Origin of the sequence: Streptomyces flaveolus, from assembly GCF_000716535.1 — a bacterium.
Taxonomy (GTDB): domain Bacteria; phylum Actinomycetota; class Actinomycetes; order Streptomycetales; family Streptomycetaceae; genus Streptomyces; species Streptomyces flaveolus_A.
In genome coordinates this window covers 44512-65624 of the sequence record NZ_JNWV01000001.1, presented here as the reverse complement: position 1 = coordinate 65624, position 21113 = coordinate 44512, and the positions used below count along the sequence as shown (strand labels likewise).

Here is a 21113-nt window from a genome sequence, read left to right as displayed (position 1 = left end):
GTCAGCTCTTGCGGAGTCTCAGGCCCAGGAGGGCCAGCCCCAGGCCCAGGCCGATGAGGACCAGACCGCTGCCGAGCGGGAGGATCCGCAGGACCGGCTCCGTGGGGGCCTCGCCCTGTTGGGCCGCCTGCTCGGCGCCGGGCCCCTGCGGGGAACCGGTGGGGTCCGGGCCGGTCTCCAGGGGCGACGGCGAGACGCTCGGCACTTCCGCGGTCTCCGGCTCCTCAGGCTCCTCCGGCTGGGCGGCAGGGGTGGCGGGAGGGGGGGCGTCGTCGCCCTCGTCCTCGATCTCCGGCCCGTCCGGCCGGCCCGGCCGCATCCGCCCCTCACCGGCCCGGCTGCCCGCCCGGGACGGCTCGACGGAGGCGAGGGGGCGATAGGGGCGGACCGACGCCGAGGCGGAGTCGGACGGCATCGGAACGGCGGCCGGCGCTTCCCCCGAGGCCGTCTCGTCCGAGGATGTCTCGTCCGACGGCGCCTCCTCCGATGACGTCTCCTCCGACGCCTCCTCCGATGACGCCTCGTCCGACGACGTCCCGTCCGGGGACGTCCCGTCCGGGGACGTCCCGTCGGGGGACGGCTTCCGTGGTGGACCCTGGTCCGGGCGCCCGCGGTCCGGGGCGGCGTGCTCCGCGGCCGTGTCCTCAAGGGGCCCGTGCTGGGGCACGGCCGTCAGAGCGGGCGCGTGCCCCCGGGCCGCGCCCTGCCTGGTTCCCTGCCGCGTTCCAGCCTGCTCCCGGTGTCCGGTGGCGGACGGGCGGGCGGTGTCCGGCTCCGCGGCGAGGACGGGCGTGCCGCCGTACGCGACGGCGGTGCCGTGCGCCGGCAGGGCCGTCGCCGTGAGGACGACCAGCAGCCTAAGACAGCGCAACGTGAGTCGTGGGCGTGCAGTCACGTCGGTGACCTCCCGGGGCCCAGGTGCCGTGACCGATGGAAAACCGACGGGAACAAGCCTCACATTCCATGGCGAAGAAGGCATTCCGGATTGGGCCGTCGGGTCTAAACGGTGGATCAGCCCCACAAGGGGGCACCACGGTGATGAGGTGGTGGCGTGCGAGAGAATGGCGGCATGGAGATGCCGAGGAACGAACGGTCGCCGGGGAACCCCCAGATCCTCGTCGTGGGTCAGGACGGGATGGCGCTCGGCGGTGGCGACGGGCACGAGGACTCCCGTGAGACCCCGGTGACGGAGCAGGTGGAACAGCCGGCCAAGGTCATGCGGATCGGTAGCATGATCAAGCAACTCCTGGAGGAGGTGCGGGCGGCTCCCCTCGACGAGGCCAGCCGGGTGCGACTCAAGGAGATCCACGCGAGCTCGGTGAAGGAGCTGGAGGACGGCCTGGCCCCCGAACTGGTCGAGGAACTGGAACGGCTCTCCCTGCCGTTCACCGACGACGCCACCCCGAGCGACGCGGAACTGCGGATCGCGCAGGCGCAGTTGGTGGGCTGGCTGGAGGGCCTCTTCCACGGGATCCAGACGACGCTGTTCGCCCAGCAGATGGCCGCGCGAGCCCAGTTGGAGCAGATGCGCCGCGCGCTCCCGCCGGGCATGACCGGCCACGAGGGCGGCGACGACCACCAGACGGGCGGCCGTTCGGGCGGCCCCTACCTGTAAGCCCTCCGGCTCGGCCGGACACACCGAGGGCCCGGCGGACGACCGCCGGGCCCGATCCGTACCCCGAACCGCCGGGGGCGGCTCACTGCGGCGGATTGCCCGTCGACACGCTCAGCTCGATGGTGCCCACGTCGTCCTGGTCGACGTCGGTGCCCTGGGCGGGGAACTGGTCGAGGACGGTCCCGTCGCCCCAGGTGTTGTCGTCCTCGTCCTTGATCTTCCACTTCCAGCCAGCGGCCTGGAGGCACTCCTTCACGGAGCCGATGTCCTTGTACCGGAAGTCGGGCAGCTCGACCTTGTCCGGGTCGGTGTAGGACTCCTGCGGATCGGTGCACTTGGACTTGTCGATCCGGCGGGTGGTGTCCGGGGGGCGGTAGCCCGCCCGGTGGGACGCGGACGCCGAGGCGCTCGACCCGCCGCTGCCGCCCTTGGTGTCCTCGCCGGTGTTCTTCAGCGTGAGCGCGACGATCAGGCCGACGGCCACGACGGCCGCCACCGCGACCGAGCCGACGACCACCGGCCGCCTGTTCCGGCCGCCGCCGGGCCCGCCGGCCTGCTGCGGCGCCATCGTGTACGGCGGCGGGGTCGGGGCGGTGCCCTGCGGGCCGTAGCCCACGGGCGCCGTCTGGTAGCCGCCCTGCTGCGGGTAGCCGTAGCCCGGGGCGGGCGTCGGGTGGCCGTACGGGTTCGGGACCGGTGCCGGAGCCGGCTGGTACGGCGTCTGCACCTGCCCGTGCGGGGCCTGGGTCGCCTGGTCGACCGGCGGGAACACCGCGGAGCCGACGCCCGAGCCGCTCTGCGTCGGACCGGCGCCCGGCACGATGCTCGGCGGGGCCGCATGGAAGGACGCCGCGACCCGCAGGCACTCGTCGCGCATGGACTCGGCGGTCGGGAAGCGCTCGTTCGGGTTCTTCTTCAACGCGCGGGCGACCAGCGCGTCCACGGCGGGCGGCAGCGCGCGGTTGACCGAGGAGGGCGCCACCGGCTCCTCCTGCACATGCGCGTACGCGATGGCCAGCGGCGAGTCCGCGTCGAACGGCAGCCGCCCGGTGACCAGCTGGAACAGCATGATGCCGACCGAGTACAGGTCGGAGCGGGCGTCCACGCCGCGGCCGAGGGCCTGTTCGGGCGAGAGGTACTGCGGGGTGCCGACGACCATGCCGGTCTGGGTCATCGAGGTGACGCCGGACTGCATGGCGCGGGCGATGCCGAAGTCCATGACCTTGACCACGCCCCGCTTGGTCATCATCACGTTGCCCGGCTTGATGTCGCGGTGGACCAGCCCCTTCTCGTGGCTGATCTCCAGGGCCGCGAGCACGTCGGCGGTGACCTTCAGGGCCTTGTCGGCGGGCATCGCGCCGTACTGCCGGATGTCCTCCTCCAGCACGGAGCCCAGCGGGCGGCCCTCGACGTACTCCATGACGATGTACGGCGTCGCCATGCCGTTCAACTCGTCCTCGCCCGTGTCGAAGACGGAGACGATGTTGGTGTGCGTGAGCTTGGCCACGGCCTGCGCCTCGCGGCGGAAGCGCTCGCGGAAGGCCTGTTCCCGGCCGAGTTCGGTGTGGAGCGTCTTGATGGCGACCTGGCGGTCCAGCACGGCGTCGTAGGCGAGGTGCACGGAGGCCATGCCGCCCTCGCCCAGCAAGTCGCGCAGCTGGTAGCGGCCCCCGGCCAGCGCCTGCCCCGCGTACCGGCCGTGTGCGCCGTCCTGGCTCATCTCTCCGCGTCCCCCACCGGCCGTGCGGCGCCGTCAGCCGGCGAACAGGCCTTGATCGAATGTGTCATTCCCGGCCAAGTCTGCCCGAGGGCACTGACACGTCAAGCTCGGTGCCCGTTCCGTGACCGTACGCGCATGAAGCGTCGTGCAAGCGTTACAGGGGACGTACGGCCGGCGCACAGAATTTGCACGACAGCGCGTGCTAGAGGTTTCATGACCGGTCCGTCTCGGGTCGGTCCTGGTTGCCGTTCCGAACCGGTGGCCCCCGCGGAGGCTGTAGCGTGGCGGACGGAGACCGTAACAACACCGCGCGCACCGCGGGCAGAAACGACGGCGAGGACTGATGGCACAGACGCAGCGCTCTCAGGGCCCGTCCGACCCCGAGGCGACTGGCGGCGGCATGTCGGACGCGCCGGAGCTGTGGGGCAACGGCGGGCTCGTCGGCGACGGCCGGTACCGGCTCACGCACCGGCTGGGCCGGGGCGGCATGGCCGAGGTGTTCGCGGCCGAGGACGTCCGCCTGGGCCGCACGGTCGCGGTCAAGCTGCTGCGCGCGGACCTGGCCGAGGATCCGGTCTCCAAGGCCCGTTTCACCCGTGAGGCACAGTCGGTCGCCGGCCTCAACCACCACGCGATCGTCGCCGTGTACGACTCCGGCGAGGACGTGGTGGGCGGCCAGTCCGTGCCGTACATCGTCATGGAGCTGGTCGAGGGCCGCACCATCCGCGACCTGCTGATGAACGCCGAGGCGCCGGGCCCCGAGCAGGCCCTGATCATCGTCTCCGGGGTGCTGGAGGCGCTCGCCTACTCGCACCAGCACGGCATCGTCCACCGTGACATCAAGCCGGCGAACGTCATCATCACCGACACCGGTGCCGTCAAGGTGATGGACTTCGGCATCGCCCGCGCCCTGCACGGCGCGTCGACGACGATGACGCAGACCGGCATGGTCATGGGCACCCCGCAGTACCTCTCCCCGGAGCAGGCGCTCGGCAAGGCCGTCGACCACCGCTCCGACCTGTACGCCACCGGCTGCCTGCTGTACGAACTCCTCTCGCTGCGCCCCCCGTTCACCGGTGAGACCCCGCTGTCGGTGGTCTACCAGCACGTCCAGGACATGCCGGTGCCGCCGTCGCAGGTCTCCGACGGGTCCTGCCCGCCGGAGCTGGACGGCCTGGTCATGCGCTCGCTCGCCAAGGAGCCCGACGACCGGTTCCAGACGGCCGAGGAGATGCGCGGGCTCGTCCAGTACGGCCTGCAGATGCTCTACGACCAGGGCGGGCACACCGGCACCTGGAACACCGGCCCGGTGGAGACGCACGACGGCCGGCAGACCCCGGCCGGCGGCTTCGCCGGGACGACGGTCATGCCCCACCCGGCGGACGCCTCGGGCACCACGCAGATCCCGCAGCCGATCCTGCCCGCGGGCTACGGCAACGGCGACGACGGCGGCTTCGAGGGGCACGGCAACAAGGGCAGCGGGCGCGGCAAGCTGTGGCTGCTCGCCGTGTTCGCGGTCATCGCCATCGCGGCGGGCGTGGCGCTGGCGCTGAACCGCGCGGGCGGCGGCAGCGGCGGCAACGACACCGACATCCAGCCGACCAAGACGCACTCCAAGAGCACGAAGCACGAGTCGCCCACCCCGATCCCGTCCGAGGAGAAGACCGACCAGCCCTCGGACCCGGAGACGGACACCGGCTCGGACACGGGGGGCACCGGCTCCGGCTGGCCGCCGGCGACCACGCCGTCGTACACCCCGTCGAGGACGGCCAGTTCCACCCCGAGCACCGAGCCGTCGCAGCCGCAGACCTCGCAGTCGCAGCCCACGGACCCGACGAACGGCGGCACGGACGCGGGTACCGACGACGGCGGCACGGACGCCGGTACCGGTGACGGCGGCACGGACGCGGGCACCGGCGACGCCGGCACCACCGAGGGCACCACGACGGACGGCAGCACCGGCACCACCACCGCCGGTTGAAGGACACCCACGGCGGCCGGGACGGCGTCCCCTTGAGGTGACACCGCCCGCCCGTCGCGCGAACGCGCCGTGTCGCGCGCGTTCCTGGCCGGCCGGGGCTCACTGCACGAACGCGTCGCACACCGCGTCGTACTCGCGGGTCCACCACACCGCGAGGGCCGACGCGGCCGGGAACTGGGTGTCCGCGCGCGTGTCGCCGCGCTCGTAGTGCCAGCGCAGCATCCAGAAGTCGTTCAGCCGCTCCCACCACACCCGGTGCACGGCCGCCGCCAGCTCCGAGGGCGTGGCGCCGGCCGTGCGCCGGTACGCGCGCGCGTAGGCACGCACTTTCGGCAGGTCCAGGGTTCCGCCGGGCGCCACGAAGAAGATCACGGCGGCGCGTACGGCCTCCTCCGCGCGCGGCTGCACACCGAGCCGGTCCCAGTCCACGATGGCGGCCGGGGCGTCGTCCTTGTAGAGCAGGTTGAACGGGTGGAAGTCGCCGTGCACCCAGCCCACCGAACCGCCGCGCGGCGGGCGCCGGTCCGCGTGCTGTTCCAGCAGCGCGCGGCGTTCCAGCAGCCGGTGCCGGGCGAGTTCGTCGAAGGCGTCCGAGGGGCGGTGCCGGCGCACATGGGCGAGCAGGTCGTCGATGAGGGCGAAGGTGTCGGCCGGGTCCGCGCTCTCCACCGGGTGGGGGCTCGTCGCCGGGCGCGTGCGCCCTTTGGGGGGCATCACGCGCTCCAGACAGGCGTGCACGGCGCCCAGGAGCGCCCCCAGGCGCGCGCTCTCCCCGCGGGTGAGCTGGCCGCCGTGCCGGTGCCTGCCGTCGATCCAGGGATGCAGGGCGTAGGCGTGACCGCCGACGACGGCGACCGTGCGGCCCTCGCGGTGCGCGAGCGGCACGGCGACCGGCACGCCGAGGTCGGCGAGGCGCCGGGTGGCCAGGTGCCGGCGTTCGATGGCGGCCGGGTCGGCGGTGTCCGGGTCGAAGTGGTGCTTGAGGAAGTAGCGGCCGCTCGTGGTGCACAGCCGGTAGCCGCGGTTGAGCAGGCCCTGGTCGACCGGCTCACAGGTGAGGGCGGTACCCGCGGCGTACAGGCGGAGCAGGGCGCCCAGGGGGAGTGCGTGGGGCACGGGGGGTGGTACACATGAGCGCGGCACGCGCCAGATGCTAGGGCACGGGCAGCCCCCGTGAGCTGGGGCTTGTCACAGACAGTCGTCGACGGTCGCTTTCGGTCACGAGGTGTGCTTTTCCGTCTCCGTGCGGCTCGCGACAGGGGCTCACCCGTACGCGGCTCGGCGCCTCATCCGTATGCAGTAGAAATTCCGCGACTTTTCCGGCTTCGTGTGCGAGGCCGGTCTCACATGAAACTCTTCCCGTGACCTGGGTGCGCGGGATAACGTGCGGGTGCTCCGGACTGCCGCAAGGCTGTGACCAGCGCGCTTTCACACCACCTCGATTTACTTGGAAATCCAAGCAAAATCGCAGGTCAAACGGGGTTTCACAGAAATGTGGGGCACTGGGTAACGTGATGGTTGCAGGGCGCTCGCCGGGGCACCTGTCACGCCTGTTCCCGGCCGAGTGGCACCCACCCCGTGCCCGGTGGTCGAAACAGGTGAGCCGCACTGGCCTACCGGCAACCCCGGGGGCCGGAACGACGGAGGAGCACACGTGACCGTGGAGAGCAGTGCCGCGCGCAAGCCGCGACGCACCGCCGCAGGCAAGGCCGGCACCACCGGCGGCAAAACCGGCACCACCGGAGCCGCGACCGGAGCCACCGGCACCAAGCGCACCACCCGCACCACCCGCAGCGCCGCCAAGAAGAGCACCGAGCCGGAGCTCGTGCAGCTGCTGACGCCGGAGGGCAAGCGGGTCAAGAACGCCGAGTACGACGCCTACGTCGCCGGCATCACCCCCGAAGAGCTGCGCGGCCTGTACCGCGACATGGTGCTCACCCGCCGCTTCGACGCGGAGGCCACCGCCCTGCAGCGCCAGGGCGAACTGGGCCTTTGGGCCTCCCTGCTGGGCCAGGAGGCCGCCCAGATCGGCTCCGGCCGGGCCACCCGCGAGGACGACTACGTCTTCCCGACCTACCGCGAGCACGGCGTCGCCTGGTGCCGCGGGGTCGACCCGACCAACCTGCTCGGCATGTTCCGCGGCGTGAACAACGGCGGCTGGGACCCCAACAGCAACAACTTCCACCTGTACACGATCGTCATCGGCTCCCAGACGCTGCACGCCACCGGCTACGCGATGGGCGTCGCCAAGGACGGCGCGGACTCGGCGGTCATCGCCTACTTCGGGGACGGCGCCTCCAGCCAGGGCGACGTAGCGGAATCGTTCACCTTCGCCGCGGTCTACAACGCCCCGGTGGTGTTCTTCTGCCAGAACAACCAGTGGGCGATCTCCGAGCCGACCGAGCGCCAGACCCGCGTCCCGCTCTACCAGCGCGCGCAGGGCTACGGCTTCCCCGGCGTCCGGGTCGACGGCAACGACGTGCTCGCCTGCCTCGCGGTCACCAAGCGGGCGCTGGAGCGCGCCCGCAACGGCGAGGGCCCGACCCTGGTGGAGGCGTTCACCTACCGCATGGGCGCCCACACCACCTCCGACGACCCCACCCGCTACCGGGGCGACGAGGAGCGGCTGGCCTGGGAGGCGAAGGACCCGATCCTGCGCCTGCGCCGGTACCTGGAGGCGTCGAACCACGCGGACGAGGGATTCTTCGCGGAACTCGAGACCGAGTCCGAGGCGTTGGGCAAGCGAGTGCGCGAAGCGGTCCGCGCCATGCCCGACCCGGACCACTTCGCCATCTTCGAGAACGTGTACGCGGACGGGCACGCGCTCGTCGACGAGGAGCGCGCCCAGTTCGCCGCCTACCAGGCGTCGTTCGCCGATGAAGGGGGTCACTGAGATGGCCGAGAAGATGGCGATGGCCAAGGCCATCAACGAGTCGCTGCGCCGTGCCCTGGACACCGACCCCAAGGTCCTGATCATGGGCGAGGACGTCGGCAAGCTCGGCGGCGTCTTCCGCGTGACGGACGGCCTGCAGAAGGACTTCGGGGAGAGCCGGGTCATCGACACCCCGCTCGCCGAGTCCGGCATCGTCGGCACCGCGATCGGCCTGGCCCTGCGCGGCTACCGCCCGGTCGTGGAGATCCAGTTCGACGGCTTCGTCTTCCCGGCCTACGACCAGATCGTCACCCAGCTCGCCAAGATGCACGCCCGGTCGCTGGGCAAGGTCAAGCTGCCGGTCGTCGTCCGCATCCCCTACGGCGGCGGCATCGGCGCGGTCGAGCACCACTCGGAGTCCCCGGAAGCGCTGTTCGCGCACGTGGCCGGCCTGAAGATCGTCTCCCCGTCCAACGCGTCGGACGCGTACTGGATGATGCAGCAGGCCATCCAGAGCGACGACCCGGTGATCTACTTCGAGCCCAAGCGGCGCTACTGGGACAAGGCCGAGGTCGACTTCGAGGCGATCCCCGCCCCGCTGCACAAGGCGCGCGTGGTCCGCGAGGGCACCGACCTGACCCTGGCGGCCTACGGCCCCATGGTGAAGCTGTGCCAGGAGGCGGCGGACGCGGCGGCCGAGGAGGGCAAGTCCCTGGAGGTCCTGGACCTGCGCTCGGTCAGCCCGCTCGACTTCGACTCCGTCCAGGCCTCGGTGGAGAAGACCCGCCGCCTGGTCGTGGTGCACGAGGCACCGGTGTTCTTCGGCTCCGGCGCGGAGATCGCCGCCCGGATCACCGAGCGCTGCTTCTACCACCTGGAGGCACCGGTCCTGCGCGTCGGCGGCTACCACGCCCCGTACCCGCCGGCGCGCCTGGAGGAGTCGTACCTGCCGGACCTGGACCGCGTGCTCGACGCCGTCGACCGCTCGCTGGCGTACTGAGGAGAGGGCCGTGACGACGATGACGGAAGCGTCCGTACGCGAGTTCAAGATGCCCGACGTGGGCGAGGGGCTCACCGAGGCCGAGATCCTCAAGTGGTACGTCCAGCCGGGCGACACGGTGACGGACGGCCAGGTGGTGTGCGAGGTGGAGACGGCGAAGGCGGCCGTCGAACTGCCCATCCCCTACGACGGCGTGGTCCGCGAACTGCACTTCCCCGAGGGCACCACGGTGGACGTGGGCACGCCCATCATCGCGGTGGCCCTGGCCGGCGGTGCCGCGCCGGAGGCCCCCGCCGAGCAGCCGAAGCCGGCGACCGAGGAGCCCGAGCCCAAGCCGGAGGGCCGCCAGCCGGTCCTCGTCGGGTACGGCGTGGCGACCTCCTCCACCAGGCGCCGTCCGCGCAAGGGCCCCGAGGTCACCGTCCCGGCGCCGGCACAGGCGATCCAGGCGGAGCTGAACGGCCACCGCGGCGCGGTCGCCGAGAAGTCCCGCCCGCTGGCCAAGCCGCCGGTGCGCAAGCTGGCCAAGGACCTGGGCGTCGACCTGGCGGCGATCACCCCGTCCGGCCCGGACGGCATCATCACCCGTGAGGACGTCCACGCGGCGGCCACGCCCCGGACGGCCGAGCCGGCCGCCCCGGTCACGGCGGCGCCCGCCGCTCCCGCGGTCCCGGCGCCCGTGGCGTCGTACGACACCGCGCGGGAGACCCGCATCCCGGTCAAGGGCGTCCGCAAGGCGACGGCGGCGGCCATGGTCGGCTCGGCGTTCACGGCCCCGCACGTCACGGAGTTCGTGACGGTGGACGTGACCCGCACGATGAAGCTGGTCGAGGAGCTGAAGCAGGACAAGGAGATGCAGGGCCTGCGGGTCAACCCGCTCCTGCTGATCGCCAAGGCCCTGCTGGTCGCCATCAAGCGCAACCCGGACATCAACGCGTCCTGGGACGAGGCGAACCAGGAGATCGTGCGCAAGCACTACGTCAACCTGGGCATCGCGGCGGCCACCCCGCGCGGCCTGATCGTCCCGAACATCAAGGACGCGCAGGACAAGACGCTCCCGCAGCTCGCCGAGGCGCTGGGCGAGCTGGTGTCCACGGCCCGCGAGGGCAAGACCTCCCCGGCGGCGATGCAGGGTGGCACGGTGACCATCACCAACGTCGGCGTCTTCGGCGTCGACACCGGCACCCCGATCCTCAACCCGGGCGAGTCGGCGATCCTCGCGGTCGGCGCGATCAAGCTCCAGCCGTGGGTCCACAAGGGCAAGGTGAAGCCGCGTCAGGTCACCACGCTGGCCCTGAGCTTCGACCACCGCCTGGTCGACGGGGAACTGGGCTCCAAGGTCCTGGCGGACGTCGCAGCCGTCCTGGAACAGCCGAAGCGGCTGATCACCTGGGCCTGACCGCCCCACGACCCGCCGGTGCACGGCGAAGGGCCCGCCGCACGGGATGCGGCGGGCCCTCGTCGTCGGTGCGTCAGCCGAGCCTGGCGAAGCCGTAGTTGAGGAGCTTCTTCGCGTCCGCCTCGCGCTGGGCGATGGAGGAGGAGGCGAGGACGGTGCCGATGACGGTCTTGCCGTTCCGGGTCGCGGCGAAGACCAGGCAGTACTTGGCCTCCGGGCCGGAACCGGTCTTCACGCCGATGGTGCCGCTGTAGCTGCTGAGGAGCCCGTTGGTGTTCTTCCACGGGTTCATCGTGCGGGTGCTGCCCGTCTTGGTGATCGTCTTGGCGGTGTACGACTTCGTCTTGACGATCGTGCGGAACGTGGAGTTCTTCATCGCGCTGCTGGCGATCTTCGTCAGGTCGCGCGGCGTCGAGTAGTTGGAGCCGTTGCCGATGCCGTCGAACGAGTCGAAGTGGGTGTTCTTCAGACCCAGGTTCTTGGCGGTGGTGTTCATCTTGCCGATGAAGGACTTCACCCGCGCGGCCCGCGTGGAGCCGGATCCGAACTTGTCGGCGAGCGCGTAGGCGGCGTCGCAGCCGGACGGCAGCATCAGGCCGTACAGAAGCTGGCGCACCGTCACCTTGTCGCCGACGATCAGGTGGGCCTGGGAGGCGTTGTTCCTGACGACGTAGTCGCTGTACGCCTTCTGGATCGTGACCTTGGCGTCGAGGTTGAGGTTCGACTGCGCGAGCACGACCTTGGCGGTCATGATCTTGGTGGTGGAGCCGGTGGAGCGCCTGGTGTCCGCCGCCTTCGTGTACAGCGTCGAGCCGCTCGCGTTGTTCATGACGTAGCCGCCCTTGGCCACGATGGAGGGCGCGGTGACGGCCTGTGCGGGCGCTGCGGTGAGGGCACCGGTCGCGAGCAGCGCGCCGGACGTGACGGCGACGGCAGTTGCTCTGCGGAGGCGGATGCCCTTGATGCCGGTAATCAAAGTGATGTACCTCGAATGTCTTGAATGCCCCTGGAGTGCGGCCGAGTTGAGGTGGCAAGCGGAAGGGGGCCGCGTTGGTGTGACACGTAAGTAGCACAGAAGGTTGTGCGGGCGCTGGGAGAGGCGTGCGTCACGTCCGCATGATGGACGGTCCCGCCCTTGCGTACGTGTTGTATCTATGCTGTGGGCATGAACACGGCCGTCGAGCAGTCCGCCCCGCAGTCCCTCAAGCCGCCACCCGCCGCCGACCGCGTGTACACCCACGTCAAGCAGGGTGTGCTCGACCGCCGTTACGAGGGCGGCACCCTGCTCACCGAGGGCGAGCTGGCCGAGGCCGTCGGGGTCTCGCGCACGCCGGTCCGGGAGGCGCTGCTGCGGCTGGAGGTCGAGGGCCTCATCCGGCTCTACCCGAAGAAGGGCGCCCTGGTCCTGCCGGTCTCCGCACAGGAGATCGCCGACGTGGTGGAGACCCGGCTGCTGGTCGAGGAACACGCGGCCCGCAAGGCCGTGCCCGCGCCGCCGGGCCTGCTGGAGCGGCTGGCGGAGCTGCTGGAGCGGCAGAAGGCACAGGCCGCCGCCGGTGACCTGGCCGCCGCCGCGGTCACCGACCGCTGCTTCCACGCCGAGATCGTGCGCAGCGGGGGCAACGAGATCCTCTCCCGGCTCTACGACCAGCTGCGCGACCGGCAATTGCGGATGGGTGTCGCCGTCATGCACTCCCATCCCGACCGGATCGCCAAGACGCTCGCCGAGCACGAGGAGATCCTGGACGCGCTGCGCGCCGGCGACGCGGAGGCGGCCGTCGGGATCGTGCACCGGCACGTGGGCTGGTTCTCGCACCTGGCACGGGGTGAGGTCCGATGAGCCTTCCGGGGCGCGGCGCCACCCTTCCGGGTGATCCGCCGGGCGGGCGCCGGGCCGTCGCCGTGTGGTCCATAGGCGTGGCCGTCTACTTCGTCGCCGTCATCTTCCGTACGTCGCTGGGGGTGGCCGGCCTCGACGCGGCCGACCGCTTCCACGTGGGCGCCTCGGCGCTCTCCACGTTCTCCATCCTCCAGCTCCTGGTCTACGCGGGCATGCAGATACCCGTCGGCCTGCTCGTGGACCGCCTCGGCACCAAGAAGGTGCTGAGCATCGGTGCGGTGCTCTTCACCGCCGGACAGCTCGGCTTCGCCTTCTCCCCCTCGTACGGCACCGCGCTCGCCTCCCGCGCGCTGCTGGGCTGCGGTGACGCGATGACCTTCATCAGCGTGCTGCGGCTGGGCACCCGCTGGTTCCCGGCCCGGCGCGGGCCGCTGGTCGCCCAGCTCGCGGGCCTGATCGGCATGGCAGGCAACCTGGTCTCCACCCTGGTCCTGTCCCGGCTGCTGCACGGCATCGGCTGGACCCCGGCGTTCGCGGGCAGCGCGCTGGCGGGCGCGGTCGTCCTCGTGCTGACCCTGCTGTTCCTGAAGGACCACCCCGAGGGGCAGGAGCCGGAGCCGTCCCCGCACCAGGGCGCGGCCTACGTCCGCCGGCAGATCCTCGCGTCCTGGCGGGAGCCGGGCACGCGTCTGGGGATGTGGGTGCACTTCACCACCCAGTTCCCGGCGATGGTGTTCCTGCTGCTGTGGGGCCTGCCGTTCCTGGTCGAGGCGCAGGGCCTCAGCCGGGCCACGGCCGGTGAACTGCTCACTCTCGTCGTGCTGTCCAACATGGTGATCGGCCTGGTCTACGGCCAGATCGTCGCCCGGCACCACGCGGCGCGGCTGCCGCTGGCGCTGGGCACGGTGGCCGCCACCGCGCTGCTGTGGGCGGCGACCCTGGCCTACCCCGGGGAGCACGCGCCGATGTGGCTGCTGTTGGTGCTGTGCGCGGTGCTCGGTGCGTGCGGACCGGCGTCGATGCTCGGCTTCGACTTCGCCCGGCCGGCCAACCCGCCCGAGCGACAGGGCACCGCGTCAGGCATCACCAACATGGGTGGCTTCGTCGCCTCCATGACGACGCTCTTCGCCATCGGCGTGCTGCTGGACGCGACCGGGGACGACTACACGGTGGCGTTCAGCGCCGTGTTCGTGCTCCAGGCACTGGGGATCGGGCAGATCCTGCGGTTGCGGGGGCGGGCGGCCCGGCGGGAGCGGGAGCGGTTGGTCGCCAGCCGGGTGGAGACCGTGCACGTGCCCGCGGCGTGAGCCGCGGGTCCTCCCGCACGCCCACCCGCCTCCGGTCGGCCGAGAGGCCGGCCGGACGCCGTTACGGCGTCACCGCGAAGTGGCGCAGGATGGCCGCCGCCAGGTCCAGGTCGCCCTCCGTCTTCACCCGGTCCGCCACCGCCTCGGGACTCACCCGGCCGCAGGCCAGGCGGACGTAGGTCTCCCAGTCGAGGGTGAGGGTGGCCGCGGGGCCGAGGGCGGGGGCGGTCTCCACGGTGCCGCGGCCCTGGATGTCGACGCGGACCGTGCGCAGGAACTCGACCGGGCCGTGCACGTCGAACACGATCGCCGAGCTGCGCGGGGCGTTCGCGTCGTGCGCGACGACCTTGGGCAGCGCCTCCAGCAGGACGTCCCGCGTGACGTACGCGCCCGGCGAGTCCAGGTTGCCGGGGCGGCCGAGGGCCGCGCGCAGGTCCTGCTCGTGCACCCACACGTCGAAGGCCCGGGCGCGGTAGGCCTGTTCCAGGGTGATCTCCTTGCCCAGCGGCCCGCGCACCATGGTGCCGGGGTCCCGGGCCTCGTTGCGCAGCTGGCGGTTGCGGCGGATGACCGTGTACTCCAGCTCCGCCGTCATCTCCGGCGCCGTGTGGTGGCGGCGGACGTCGACCTGCATCTCCATGTAGCGCTGGTGCTCGGTGGTGACGTGGAAGAGGTCGCGCGGCAGGGAGTGGATGGGGCGCGGGTCGCCGAGCATCTCGCAGTCCAGGCCGATGACGTGGGACACGATGTCCCGCACCGACCAGCCGGGGCAGGGTGTCCGCCGGTTCCACTCGCCCTCGACGAGCGACTGCACCATCTCGGATATCGCTTCGATGGAGTGGGTCCAGGCGTCGGCGTAGGGCTGGAGGGTGGGATGCAGACTCACGGAACGGGACCCCTCGGCGGTCGGTACACGGGCAGGTTGTGGCGGCATGGCCAGCGGGCGGCGGCTGCACTTCGGCGGGTGTCTTGAGAGGCTAAGTTACGCTGCTGAAAGGCACCCCGGCAGTGCTTTCGTGTGACGATCGTAGGCCTGTGTGGACGACTCGAATGCCAGGACGGTGGTAGTGTGCGCGCCTCGCTGATCCAGATCGCCGTGGACGAGGGCGAACCGGTCGACTCCCGGCGCCGGCGCGTGGCCGCGCTGGTGCGGGAGCAGAGCGGTGCCGACCTCGTCGTACTGCCCGAACTGTGGACCACCGGTGCCTTCGCCTTCGAGGAGTTCGGCCGTGCGGCCGAGCCGCTCGAAGGGCCGACGTACGAGGCGATGGCCAAGGCGGCGAGCGGCGCGGGCGTGTGGCTGCACGCCGGCTCCCTTCCCGAACGCGACCCTGACGGCACCCTCTACAACACGTCTCTCGTCTTCTCCCCCTCCGGCGAGCTGGCCGCGGCCTACCGCAAGATCCATCGCTTCGGCTTCGACAAGGGCGAGGCCGTGCTGATGGGCGCGGGCCGGGACCTGGTGACGGTCCGGCTGCCCGGGACCACGCTCGGCGTGGCGACCTGCTACGACCTGCGTTTCCCCGAACTCTTCCGCGGTCTGGTCGACGCCGGCGCCGAGACGCTGGTGATCCCGGCGGGCTGGCCCGAGCGGCGACGCGCGCACTGGACGCTGCTGGCTCAGGCGCGGGCGGTGGAGAACCAGGCGTTCGTGCTCGCCTGTGGAACGGCCGGGACCCACGCCGGAGTTCCGCAGGCGGGTCACTCGATCGTGGTGGATCCCTGGGGCGAGGTGCTCGCCGAGGCCGGCCCCGGAGAAGAGGTCCTCACGGTCGACCTGGACCCGGCGAAGGTCGGCGCGACCCGCGAACAGTTCCCCGCGCTCAAGGACCGGGTGCTGGGCCTGGAACCGCCCCTTCGCTGAGCGCCCGTCAGTCCTCTTGCCCCTCCTTCTCGGCGAGGTGGATCACGCACACCGCCACCGCGATCAGCAGCGCCGGGTCGGCGTCCTCCCGTACGACGTCCACGCCGTACGTGTCGCGGACGGTCAGCCAGCGTCGGGAGATCACCGCGAGGAGTTCGCCGTCGTACTCGACGGCGAACTCGCGGTCCAGGATCTTCCCGCTGACGTCGAGTTCGGTGCCGTCCACCAGGGAGACCCGGTAGTGGTTGCGCAGCAGGGACAGCCGCTTGCGCCGGATCCTGGCCAGGGGCTCGCCGTCGCGTTCGATCACCATCGTGTCGCGCAGGGCGAGCATCTTCTGGTGGATGTCGACCAGGACCCGGCCATCGGTGTCCTTCAGCTCGAAGGTGTCCCGCAGACGCATCGCCTTGCCGTCGACGAGGAACACCTTCCGGCCGTGTTCGTCCTCGATCCACCAGTCGTCACCGATGCCGAGGATCCGGTCGCGTACGAGGAATCTCATACGGGTCATGCTTCCCCGGCACGGGTCGATCGTCACAGGACGTGTGAGTTCGTCAGGTCGGCTTGAAGGGCCGCGGAGGGGACGAGAAGTGGTCAGACCGATCAGACGGGCAGGTCTGCTGAGCGTTGGGGCCGCCCTGCTCGCAGCCGGCTCCGGGTGTTCGTACGGGGGGCCGTGCGCCGGCTACGACGTCGCCTCCGGCGTCGGCGTGCTGTTCGACCACCGGGGATACGGCGATCTCACCGGCGGCTCCTACGAGCTGTGCGCGCGGGGCGAGTGCGCGGAGGGCACACTGCGGCGGGAGCGGATCACGGACGTGAGCCTTCCGCTGCCGCGTGACGTCGACCCCGACTCCGGCCCGATCCGCTTCCGGGTCACTCGCAAGGGTGAGCGACGGCCCGTCGTCGACACGTCCGTCGACGTACGGCTCACCCACCAGACCGACGGCTGCGGCAGCAGTGCCTACACCCGGGGACTCGCCTTCACCAAGGAGGGGGGCCTGACGGCGAAGGTCCCGAAGGCGCTGTCGGACGCCTGGGGAAAGCAGGTCAGAGCGCGGGCGACCGCGGAGTCGGACCCGTCCCCGCCGTCCTGACCCGGTCTTCCGGCCGATGCGTCCGGCCGGCCGTACCCGCCACCGGCACCGTCCCGAACCGCCTGCGGTACTCCGTTGGGCTCAGGCCCGTCTCCCGCCGCAGCCGCGCCCGCAGATTGGCCGCCGTGCCCAGGCCGCTGCGCGCCGCCACGACGTCCAGCCGCTCCTCACCCCGCTCGATCAGCCGGCACGCCAGCGCCACCCGCTCCGCGGTGAGCCAGGCCAGCGGGGTCGTACCGAGCTGGCCGCGGAAGCGGCGGTGCAGCGTGGCGGGGCTGACCGCCGCGCGGGACGCCAGGTCGGCCACCGTCAACGGCTCGCCCAGCCGTTCCTGCGCCCACGCCAGCAGCGGGCCGAGGGACTCGTCGGGCACCTCCGGCACCGGCCGTTCCACGAACTGCCGCTGCCCGCCGTCCCGGTGCGCGGCGAAGACGAGCCGCCGGGAGACGTGGTTGGCGATCTCCGCGCCGTGGTCCCGGCGGACCAGGTGCAGGCCGAGGTCGAGCGCGGAGGCGCTGCCGGAGGCGGTGAGGATGTCGCCGTCGTCCACGAAGAGCACGTCCGGCTCCAGGCGCACCTCGGGGAAGCGGGACCGGAAGGCCTCCGCCCACATCCAGTGACAGGCCGCCCGGCGCCCGTCCAGCAGCCCGGCCTCCGCGATCGTGAACGCGCCCGAGCAGAAGCCGACGAGGCGGGCGCCCCGCGCGTGTGCCCGGCGTACGACGTCCAGGACGCGCTCCGCGCGCGGGACCTCGGTGTCCGGACGGTTCGGCACGATCAGCGTGTCGGCCTCCTCGGCGGCCTCCAGGCCGGCCACCCCGCTGAGCGTGAAGAATCCGTCCCGCATCCGGGTGTGCGGCTCGGCCGCGCACAGCCGGAAGTCGTACAGGTCGCGCCCCAGCTCGGGCCGTGGCAGCCCGAAGATCTCGATGGCACAGCTCATCTCGAAGGGGTTGGAGTTCTCGTCGACCACCAGCACGACACGGTGAGAAAATCCTTGCGGCATATGCGATTCCTAGCACTCGTGCACCGCCCCCGCCACCCGCACGATGAGCGCATGGAACCGATCTCCCTGGACGTGGCCCTCGCCTCCTTCTCCGAGCAGTGGAGCCCCCGCATCGTCACCGCCGTCAACGACTACGACGTCCGCGTGGCGAAGTTGGAGGGCGAACACCTCTGGCACGCGCACGAGCACACCGACGAGTTCTTCCTGGTCCTCTCCGGTGAGCTGCGCATCGGCCTGCGCGAGCCGGCCGGCGAGCGCACGGTGGTCCTGCCCAAGGGCTCGGTGTTCACCGTCCCGCGTGGCACCGAACACAAGCCGTACGCGCCCGTGCCCACCGAGATCCTGCTCTTCGAGCCCACCGGGACGCTGACCGTCGGCGACCGGCACGAGGACGTCCCGGGCCACGTGGACGCGACCACGGGTCACGCGCTCTCGTGAGGCGCTTTTGACGGCACGCCGGAATCCACCGGGACACCAGGTGTCGCGTCGATGAACTTCCGGTTCCGGCAAGGCCGTTGGCCAACCAACGGAACCACCCCCGAGTCGAACGGTGCGGAAGTCGGCGGAAGCCGGCCGAACCGTCCGCCCGTTCCTCCCGGAGGCCCACCATGTCCGCTCGCACCCACCGCCGGCCCGTCCGCGCGCTCGCCGTGGCCGTCGGCACGGCCGCCGCCCTGGCCGTGCCGTTCGCCCTGTCCGGCACCGCGTCGGCGGCCACCTCGCCCGCCACCGCCGAGGTCAACGCCTACGACTGGCAGCTCACCTACCAGGCCGCCCCCGGCCAGGCCAACAAGGCCACCGTCACGGCGTCCCTCACCGCCGACCGCACCGGCATCACCTACGTGATCGACGACACCGTCACGATCAAGGCGGGCCACGGCTGCTCCCACCCGGACGGCGCGGACCGCACGAAGGTCTCCTGCACGGTCACCAGCCTCGACAGCCAGGACCCCTACGCCGCCCTGCTCGTGCGCCTCGGCGACCGCGACGACACCCTTGCGTACAGGAACGCCACCGACCAGATCTACTACTACGCCGAGATCTCCCTGGGTTCCGGCAACGACAAGGCGACCGACTCCGGCCGCCTCGACGGCGCCTACGTCTCGGGCGACGCGGGCGCCGACATCCTCACGGTCGGCAAGGAAGGGCTGGCCTGGGGCGGCGACGGGAACGACACGATCAACGCGAGCGGCGGCGACAACATCGTCCAGGGCGGCAAGGGCGACGACGCTCTGCACGGCGGCGCCGGAGCCCAGTACCTGGCCGGTGACGACGGCAAGGACACGCTCACCGGCGGCTCCGGCGACGACACCCTGTACGGCGGCAAGGGCGACGACGTCCTGTACGGCAACAGCGGCAACGACAAGCTGTACGGCAACAGCGGGAACGACAGGCTCTACGGCGGCCCGGGGCGGGACACGCTCTCCGGCGGGCCCGGCCGGAACGTGATCCACCAGGACTGACGGCCGCACCGGCACCGGGCAGGCCGCACCGGGCCCGGGTTGTCCACAGGGCCCCGGTTGTCCACAGGCGCCGGAACGGCTGCCGGCGTCAGGTGGCACCCTTGGAGCCATGACCGACTCCGCACCCCGACGCGCCCGAGTCCGCGCCCCCGAGCTGATCGGCAAGGGTGGCTGGCTGAACACGGGAGACCAGCGCTACACCCTCGCCGACCTGCGCGGACGCATCGTCCTCCTGGACTTCTGGACCTTCTGCTGCATCAACTGCCTGCACGTCCTGGACGAGCTGCGTGAGCTGGAGGAGAAGCACCGGGACACGCTCGTGGTGATCGGGGTGCACTCGCCGAAGTTCGTGCACGAGGCCGAGCACCAGGCGGTCGTGGACGCCGTCGAGCGCTACGGCGTGGCGCACCCGGTCCTGGACGACCCCGAGCTGGCCACCTGGAAGCAGTACGCGGTGCGCGCCTGGCCGACGCTCGTGGTGATCGACCCCGAGGGGTACGTCGTCGCCCAGCACGCGGGCGAGGGCCACGCGCACGCCATCGAGCGGCTGGTCGAGGAGCTGGAGGCCGAGCACGAGGCGAAGGGCACCCTGCGCCGCGGCGACGGTCCGTACGTGCCGCCGGAGCCCGAGCCGACGACGCTGCGCTTCCCCGGCAAGGCGCTGCTCCTGCCGTCGGGGAACTTCCTGGTCAGCGACACCACCCGGCACCAGCTCGTGGAGCTGGCCGAGGACGCCGAGACCGTCGTACGGCGCCTCGGCTCCGGCGCGCGCGGGTTCTCCGACGGCGGCCCGCGGGAGGCGTCCTTCAACGAGCCGCAGGGCCTCGCCCTCCTCGACGACGGCTCGGTGGTGGTCGCCGACACCGTCAACCACGCCCTGCGCCGCCTGGACCCGGCCACCGGCGAGGTGACGACCCTGGCGGGCACCGGCAAGCAGTGGTGGCGGGGCTCGGCGACCTCCGGCCCGGCACGCGAGGTGGACCTCTCCTCCCCGTGGGACGTGGCGGTCTTCGGCGGCAAGGTGTGGATCGCGATGGCGGGCGTCCACCAGCTGTGGACGTACGACCCGGCCGCCCGCACGGTCGGCGTGGCGGCGGGCACCGCCAACGAGGGCCTGGTGGACGGGCCGGCCGACGAGGCCTGGTTCGCCCAGCCCTCCGGCCTCGCGGCCACCGCCGACCGGCTCTGGCTCGCCGACTCCGAGACGAGCGCGCTGCGCTGGGTCGACCTCGACGGGCAGGTGCACACCGCCGTCGGCACCGGCCTGTTCGACTTCGGCCACCGGGACGGCGCCGCCGGCCAGGCCCTGCTCCAGCACCCGCTGGGCGTCACCGCCCTGCCGGACGGCTCGGTCGCCGTCGCCGACACCTACAACCACGCCCTGCGCCGCTACGACCCGGCGACCGGCGAGGTGACCACGCTCGCCACCGACCTGCGCGAGCCCAGCGACGCCGTCCTCGTCGGCGAGGACATCGTGGTCGTGGAGTCGGCCCGGCACCGGCTGACCCGGCTGCGGCTGCCGGAGGAGGCGGTGCGGGTGGAGTCGGTCGCCCACCGCACCCAGCGCGCCGCGACCGAGGTCGCCCCCGGCCGGCTGCGTCTGGACGTGATCTTCCAGGCCCCGGCCGGCCAGAAGCTCGACGAACGCTACGGCCCCTCGACACGGCTGCTGGTCTCCGCCACCCCGCCCGAGCTGCTGCTCAAGGGCGAGGGAGCGGACACCGACCTGTGCCGCGAGCTGGAACTGAACCCGTCCGTCACCGAGGGCGTCCTGCACGTCTCCGCGATGGCGGCCTCCTGCGACGACGACCCGGCCAACGAGTACCCCGCCTGCCACGTCCACCAGCAGGACTGGGGCGTCCCGCTCCGCCTTGCTGAAGGAGGCGTGGACCGCCTGCCGCTGGTGCTGGCCGGGATGGACGAGACCGCCCCCGGACAGGGCTGAGCGG

19 protein-coding genes are annotated in these 21113 nt (G+C 72.0%); 12 read left to right on the top strand and 7 right to left on the bottom strand.

The genetic code is table 11. From position 1 onward, the window contains the following. Position 1: 1 nt before the first annotated feature. Positions 2-871 (bottom strand): hypothetical protein, encoded by an 870-nt coding sequence (locus tag OO52_RS00295; protein ID WP_234337815.1) that lies wholly within the window; start codon positions 869-871, stop codon positions 2-4. 198 nt (positions 872-1069) lie between these two features. On the opposite strand from OO52_RS00295, the gene OO52_RS00290 reads away from it, so the two are divergent. Next, complete coding sequence (locus OO52_RS00290) at positions 1070-1615, top strand: bacterial proteasome activator family protein (protein WP_030640283.1); 546 nt, start codon at positions 1070-1072, stop codon at positions 1613-1615. 82 nt (positions 1616-1697) lie between these two features. Here the strand turns inward: OO52_RS00290 and OO52_RS00285 are convergent, their stop codons facing one another. Continuing rightward, complete coding sequence (locus OO52_RS00285; RefSeq protein WP_030640285.1) at positions 1698-3335, bottom strand: Stk1 family PASTA domain-containing Ser/Thr kinase; 1638 nt, start codon at positions 3333-3335, stop codon at positions 1698-1700. A 343-nt stretch (positions 3336-3678) separates the two neighbouring features. On the opposite strand from OO52_RS00285, the gene OO52_RS00280 reads away from it, so the two are divergent. Continuing rightward, complete coding sequence (locus tag OO52_RS00280; RefSeq protein ID WP_030640287.1) at positions 3679-5316, top strand: protein kinase domain-containing protein; 1638 nt, start codon at positions 3679-3681, stop codon at positions 5314-5316. Positions 5317-5415: 99 nt separating this feature from the next. Here OO52_RS00280 and OO52_RS00275 read toward each other — a convergent pair whose 3' ends face one another. Next, the gene (locus OO52_RS00275) at positions 5416-6432 is read right to left on the bottom strand and encodes a phosphotransferase (RefSeq protein ID WP_030640289.1); all 1017 of its coding nucleotides are present in this window, start codon (positions 6430-6432) and stop codon (positions 5416-5418) included. Between the two features lie 538 nt (positions 6433-6970). Here OO52_RS00275 and pdhA point away from each other — a divergent pair. Genes pdhA through OO52_RS00260 form a run of 3 tightly spaced genes read left to right on the top strand, consistent with a single transcriptional unit; the run spans position 6971 to position 10587 of the window. Further along, a complete protein-coding gene (gene pdhA, locus OO52_RS00270; RefSeq protein ID WP_030640291.1) occupies positions 6971-8209 on the top strand; it encodes a pyruvate dehydrogenase (acetyl-transferring) E1 component subunit alpha in 1239 nt (412 codons plus the stop codon). A gap of 1 nt (position 8210) precedes the next feature. Then, positions 8211-9188, top strand: a complete 978-nt coding sequence (locus OO52_RS00265; RefSeq protein WP_030640294.1) for an alpha-ketoacid dehydrogenase subunit beta — start codon at positions 8211-8213, stop codon at positions 9186-9188. A 10-nt stretch (positions 9189-9198) separates the two neighbouring features. Continuing rightward, a complete protein-coding gene (locus OO52_RS00260; protein ID WP_030640296.1) occupies positions 9199-10587 on the top strand; it encodes a dihydrolipoamide acetyltransferase family protein in 1389 nt (462 codons plus the stop codon). Between the two features lie 73 nt (positions 10588-10660). On the opposite strand, the gene OO52_RS00255 is transcribed toward OO52_RS00260, so the two are convergent. Further along, a complete protein-coding gene (locus tag OO52_RS00255; RefSeq protein WP_030640298.1) occupies positions 10661-11563 on the bottom strand; it encodes a D-alanyl-D-alanine carboxypeptidase family protein in 903 nt (300 codons plus the stop codon). 189 nt (positions 11564-11752) lie between these two features. Between OO52_RS00255 and OO52_RS00250 the strand changes: the two genes are divergently transcribed. Together OO52_RS00250 and OO52_RS00245 are read left to right on the top strand one after the other, a co-directional pair. Next, positions 11753-12427 carry a GntR family transcriptional regulator gene (locus OO52_RS00250; RefSeq protein WP_030640300.1) on the top strand — a complete coding sequence of 225 codons (675 nt, stop codon included), beginning with the start codon at positions 11753-11755 and terminating at the stop codon, positions 12425-12427. Continuing rightward, positions 12424-13734, top strand: a complete 1311-nt coding sequence (locus tag OO52_RS00245) for an MFS transporter (RefSeq protein WP_030640303.1) — start codon at positions 12424-12426, stop codon at positions 13732-13734. Before OO52_RS00250 ends, OO52_RS00245 begins: the two co-directional genes overlap by 4 nt. Before the next feature lie 61 nt (positions 13735-13795). Here the strand turns inward: OO52_RS00245 and OO52_RS00240 are convergent, their stop codons facing one another. After that, on the bottom strand, positions 13796-14620 hold the full coding sequence (locus OO52_RS00240; RefSeq protein WP_030640305.1) for a maleylpyruvate isomerase family mycothiol-dependent enzyme: 825 nt from the start codon (positions 14618-14620) through the stop codon (positions 13796-13798). A 183-nt stretch (positions 14621-14803) separates the two neighbouring features. Between OO52_RS00240 and OO52_RS00235 the strand changes: the two genes are divergently transcribed. Continuing rightward, complete coding sequence (locus tag OO52_RS00235; RefSeq protein ID WP_030640307.1) at positions 14804-15598, top strand: carbon-nitrogen family hydrolase; 795 nt, start codon at positions 14804-14806, stop codon at positions 15596-15598. A 7-nt stretch (positions 15599-15605) separates the two neighbouring features. On the opposite strand, the gene OO52_RS00230 is transcribed toward OO52_RS00235, so the two are convergent. Beyond that, entirely contained in the window at positions 15606-16100 is a 495-nt protein-coding gene (locus OO52_RS00230) for an LURP-one-related/scramblase family protein (RefSeq protein ID WP_030640309.1), read from the bottom strand. Between the two features lie 88 nt (positions 16101-16188). On the opposite strand from OO52_RS00230, the gene OO52_RS00225 reads away from it, so the two are divergent. Continuing rightward, the gene (locus OO52_RS00225; RefSeq protein ID WP_030640311.1) at positions 16189-16695 is read left to right on the top strand and encodes a hypothetical protein; all 507 of its coding nucleotides are present in this window, start codon (positions 16189-16191) and stop codon (positions 16693-16695) included. On the opposite strand, the gene OO52_RS00220 is transcribed toward OO52_RS00225, so the two are convergent. Continuing rightward, entirely contained in the window at positions 16649-17701 is a 1053-nt protein-coding gene (locus OO52_RS00220) for a helix-turn-helix domain-containing protein (protein WP_078876843.1), read from the bottom strand. The two genes, OO52_RS00225 and OO52_RS00220, sit on opposite strands and share 47 nt — an antisense overlap. Before the next feature lie 51 nt (positions 17702-17752). Here OO52_RS00220 and OO52_RS00215 point away from each other — a divergent pair, with 51 nt between their 5' ends. The 3 genes from OO52_RS00215 (at position 17753) to OO52_RS00205 (ending at position 21109) form a co-directional block, all read left to right on the top strand. Beyond that, positions 17753-18139, top strand: coding sequence for a cupin domain-containing protein (locus OO52_RS00215; RefSeq protein WP_030640315.1), 387 nt, complete (start codon positions 17753-17755; stop codon positions 18137-18139). A 170-nt stretch (positions 18140-18309) separates the two neighbouring features. Then, the gene (locus OO52_RS00210) at positions 18310-19164 is read left to right on the top strand and encodes a calcium-binding protein (RefSeq protein ID WP_030640318.1); all 855 of its coding nucleotides are present in this window, start codon (positions 18310-18312) and stop codon (positions 19162-19164) included. Between the two features lie 109 nt (positions 19165-19273). Beyond that, on the top strand, positions 19274-21109 hold the full coding sequence (locus tag OO52_RS00205; RefSeq protein ID WP_030640320.1) for a thioredoxin-like domain-containing protein: 1836 nt from the start codon (positions 19274-19276) through the stop codon (positions 21107-21109). Positions 21110-21113 lie beyond the last annotated feature (4 nt).

Coding starts and splice junctions, on each gene's coding strand:
- OO52_RS00290 (WP_030640283.1), top strand. CDS start 1,070: ATGGAGATGCCGAGGAACGAACGGTCGCCGGGGAACCCCCAGATCCTC.
- OO52_RS00285 (WP_030640285.1), bottom strand. CDS start 3,335: ATGAGCCAGGACGGCGCACACGGCCGGTACGCGGGGCAGGCGCTGGCC.
- OO52_RS00280 (WP_030640287.1), top strand. CDS start 3,679: ATGGCACAGACGCAGCGCTCTCAGGGCCCGTCCGACCCCGAGGCGACT.
- OO52_RS00265 (WP_030640294.1), top strand. CDS start 8,211: ATGGCCGAGAAGATGGCGATGGCCAAGGCCATCAACGAGTCGCTGCGC.
- OO52_RS00250 (WP_030640300.1), top strand. CDS start 11,753: ATGAACACGGCCGTCGAGCAGTCCGCCCCGCAGTCCCTCAAGCCGCCA.
- OO52_RS00245 (WP_030640303.1), top strand. CDS start 12,424: ATGAGCCTTCCGGGGCGCGGCGCCACCCTTCCGGGTGATCCGCCGGGC.
- OO52_RS00230 (WP_030640309.1), bottom strand. CDS start 16,100: ATGAGATTCCTCGTACGCGACCGGATCCTCGGCATCGGTGACGACTGG.
- OO52_RS00220 (WP_078876843.1), bottom strand. CDS start 17,701: ATGCCGCAAGGATTTTCTCACCGTGTCGTGCTGGTGGTCGACGAGAAC.
- OO52_RS00215 (WP_030640315.1), top strand. CDS start 17,753: ATGGAACCGATCTCCCTGGACGTGGCCCTCGCCTCCTTCTCCGAGCAG.
- OO52_RS00210 (WP_030640318.1), top strand. CDS start 18,310: ATGTCCGCTCGCACCCACCGCCGGCCCGTCCGCGCGCTCGCCGTGGCC.
- OO52_RS00205 (WP_030640320.1), top strand. CDS start 19,274: ATGACCGACTCCGCACCCCGACGCGCCCGAGTCCGCGCCCCCGAGCTG.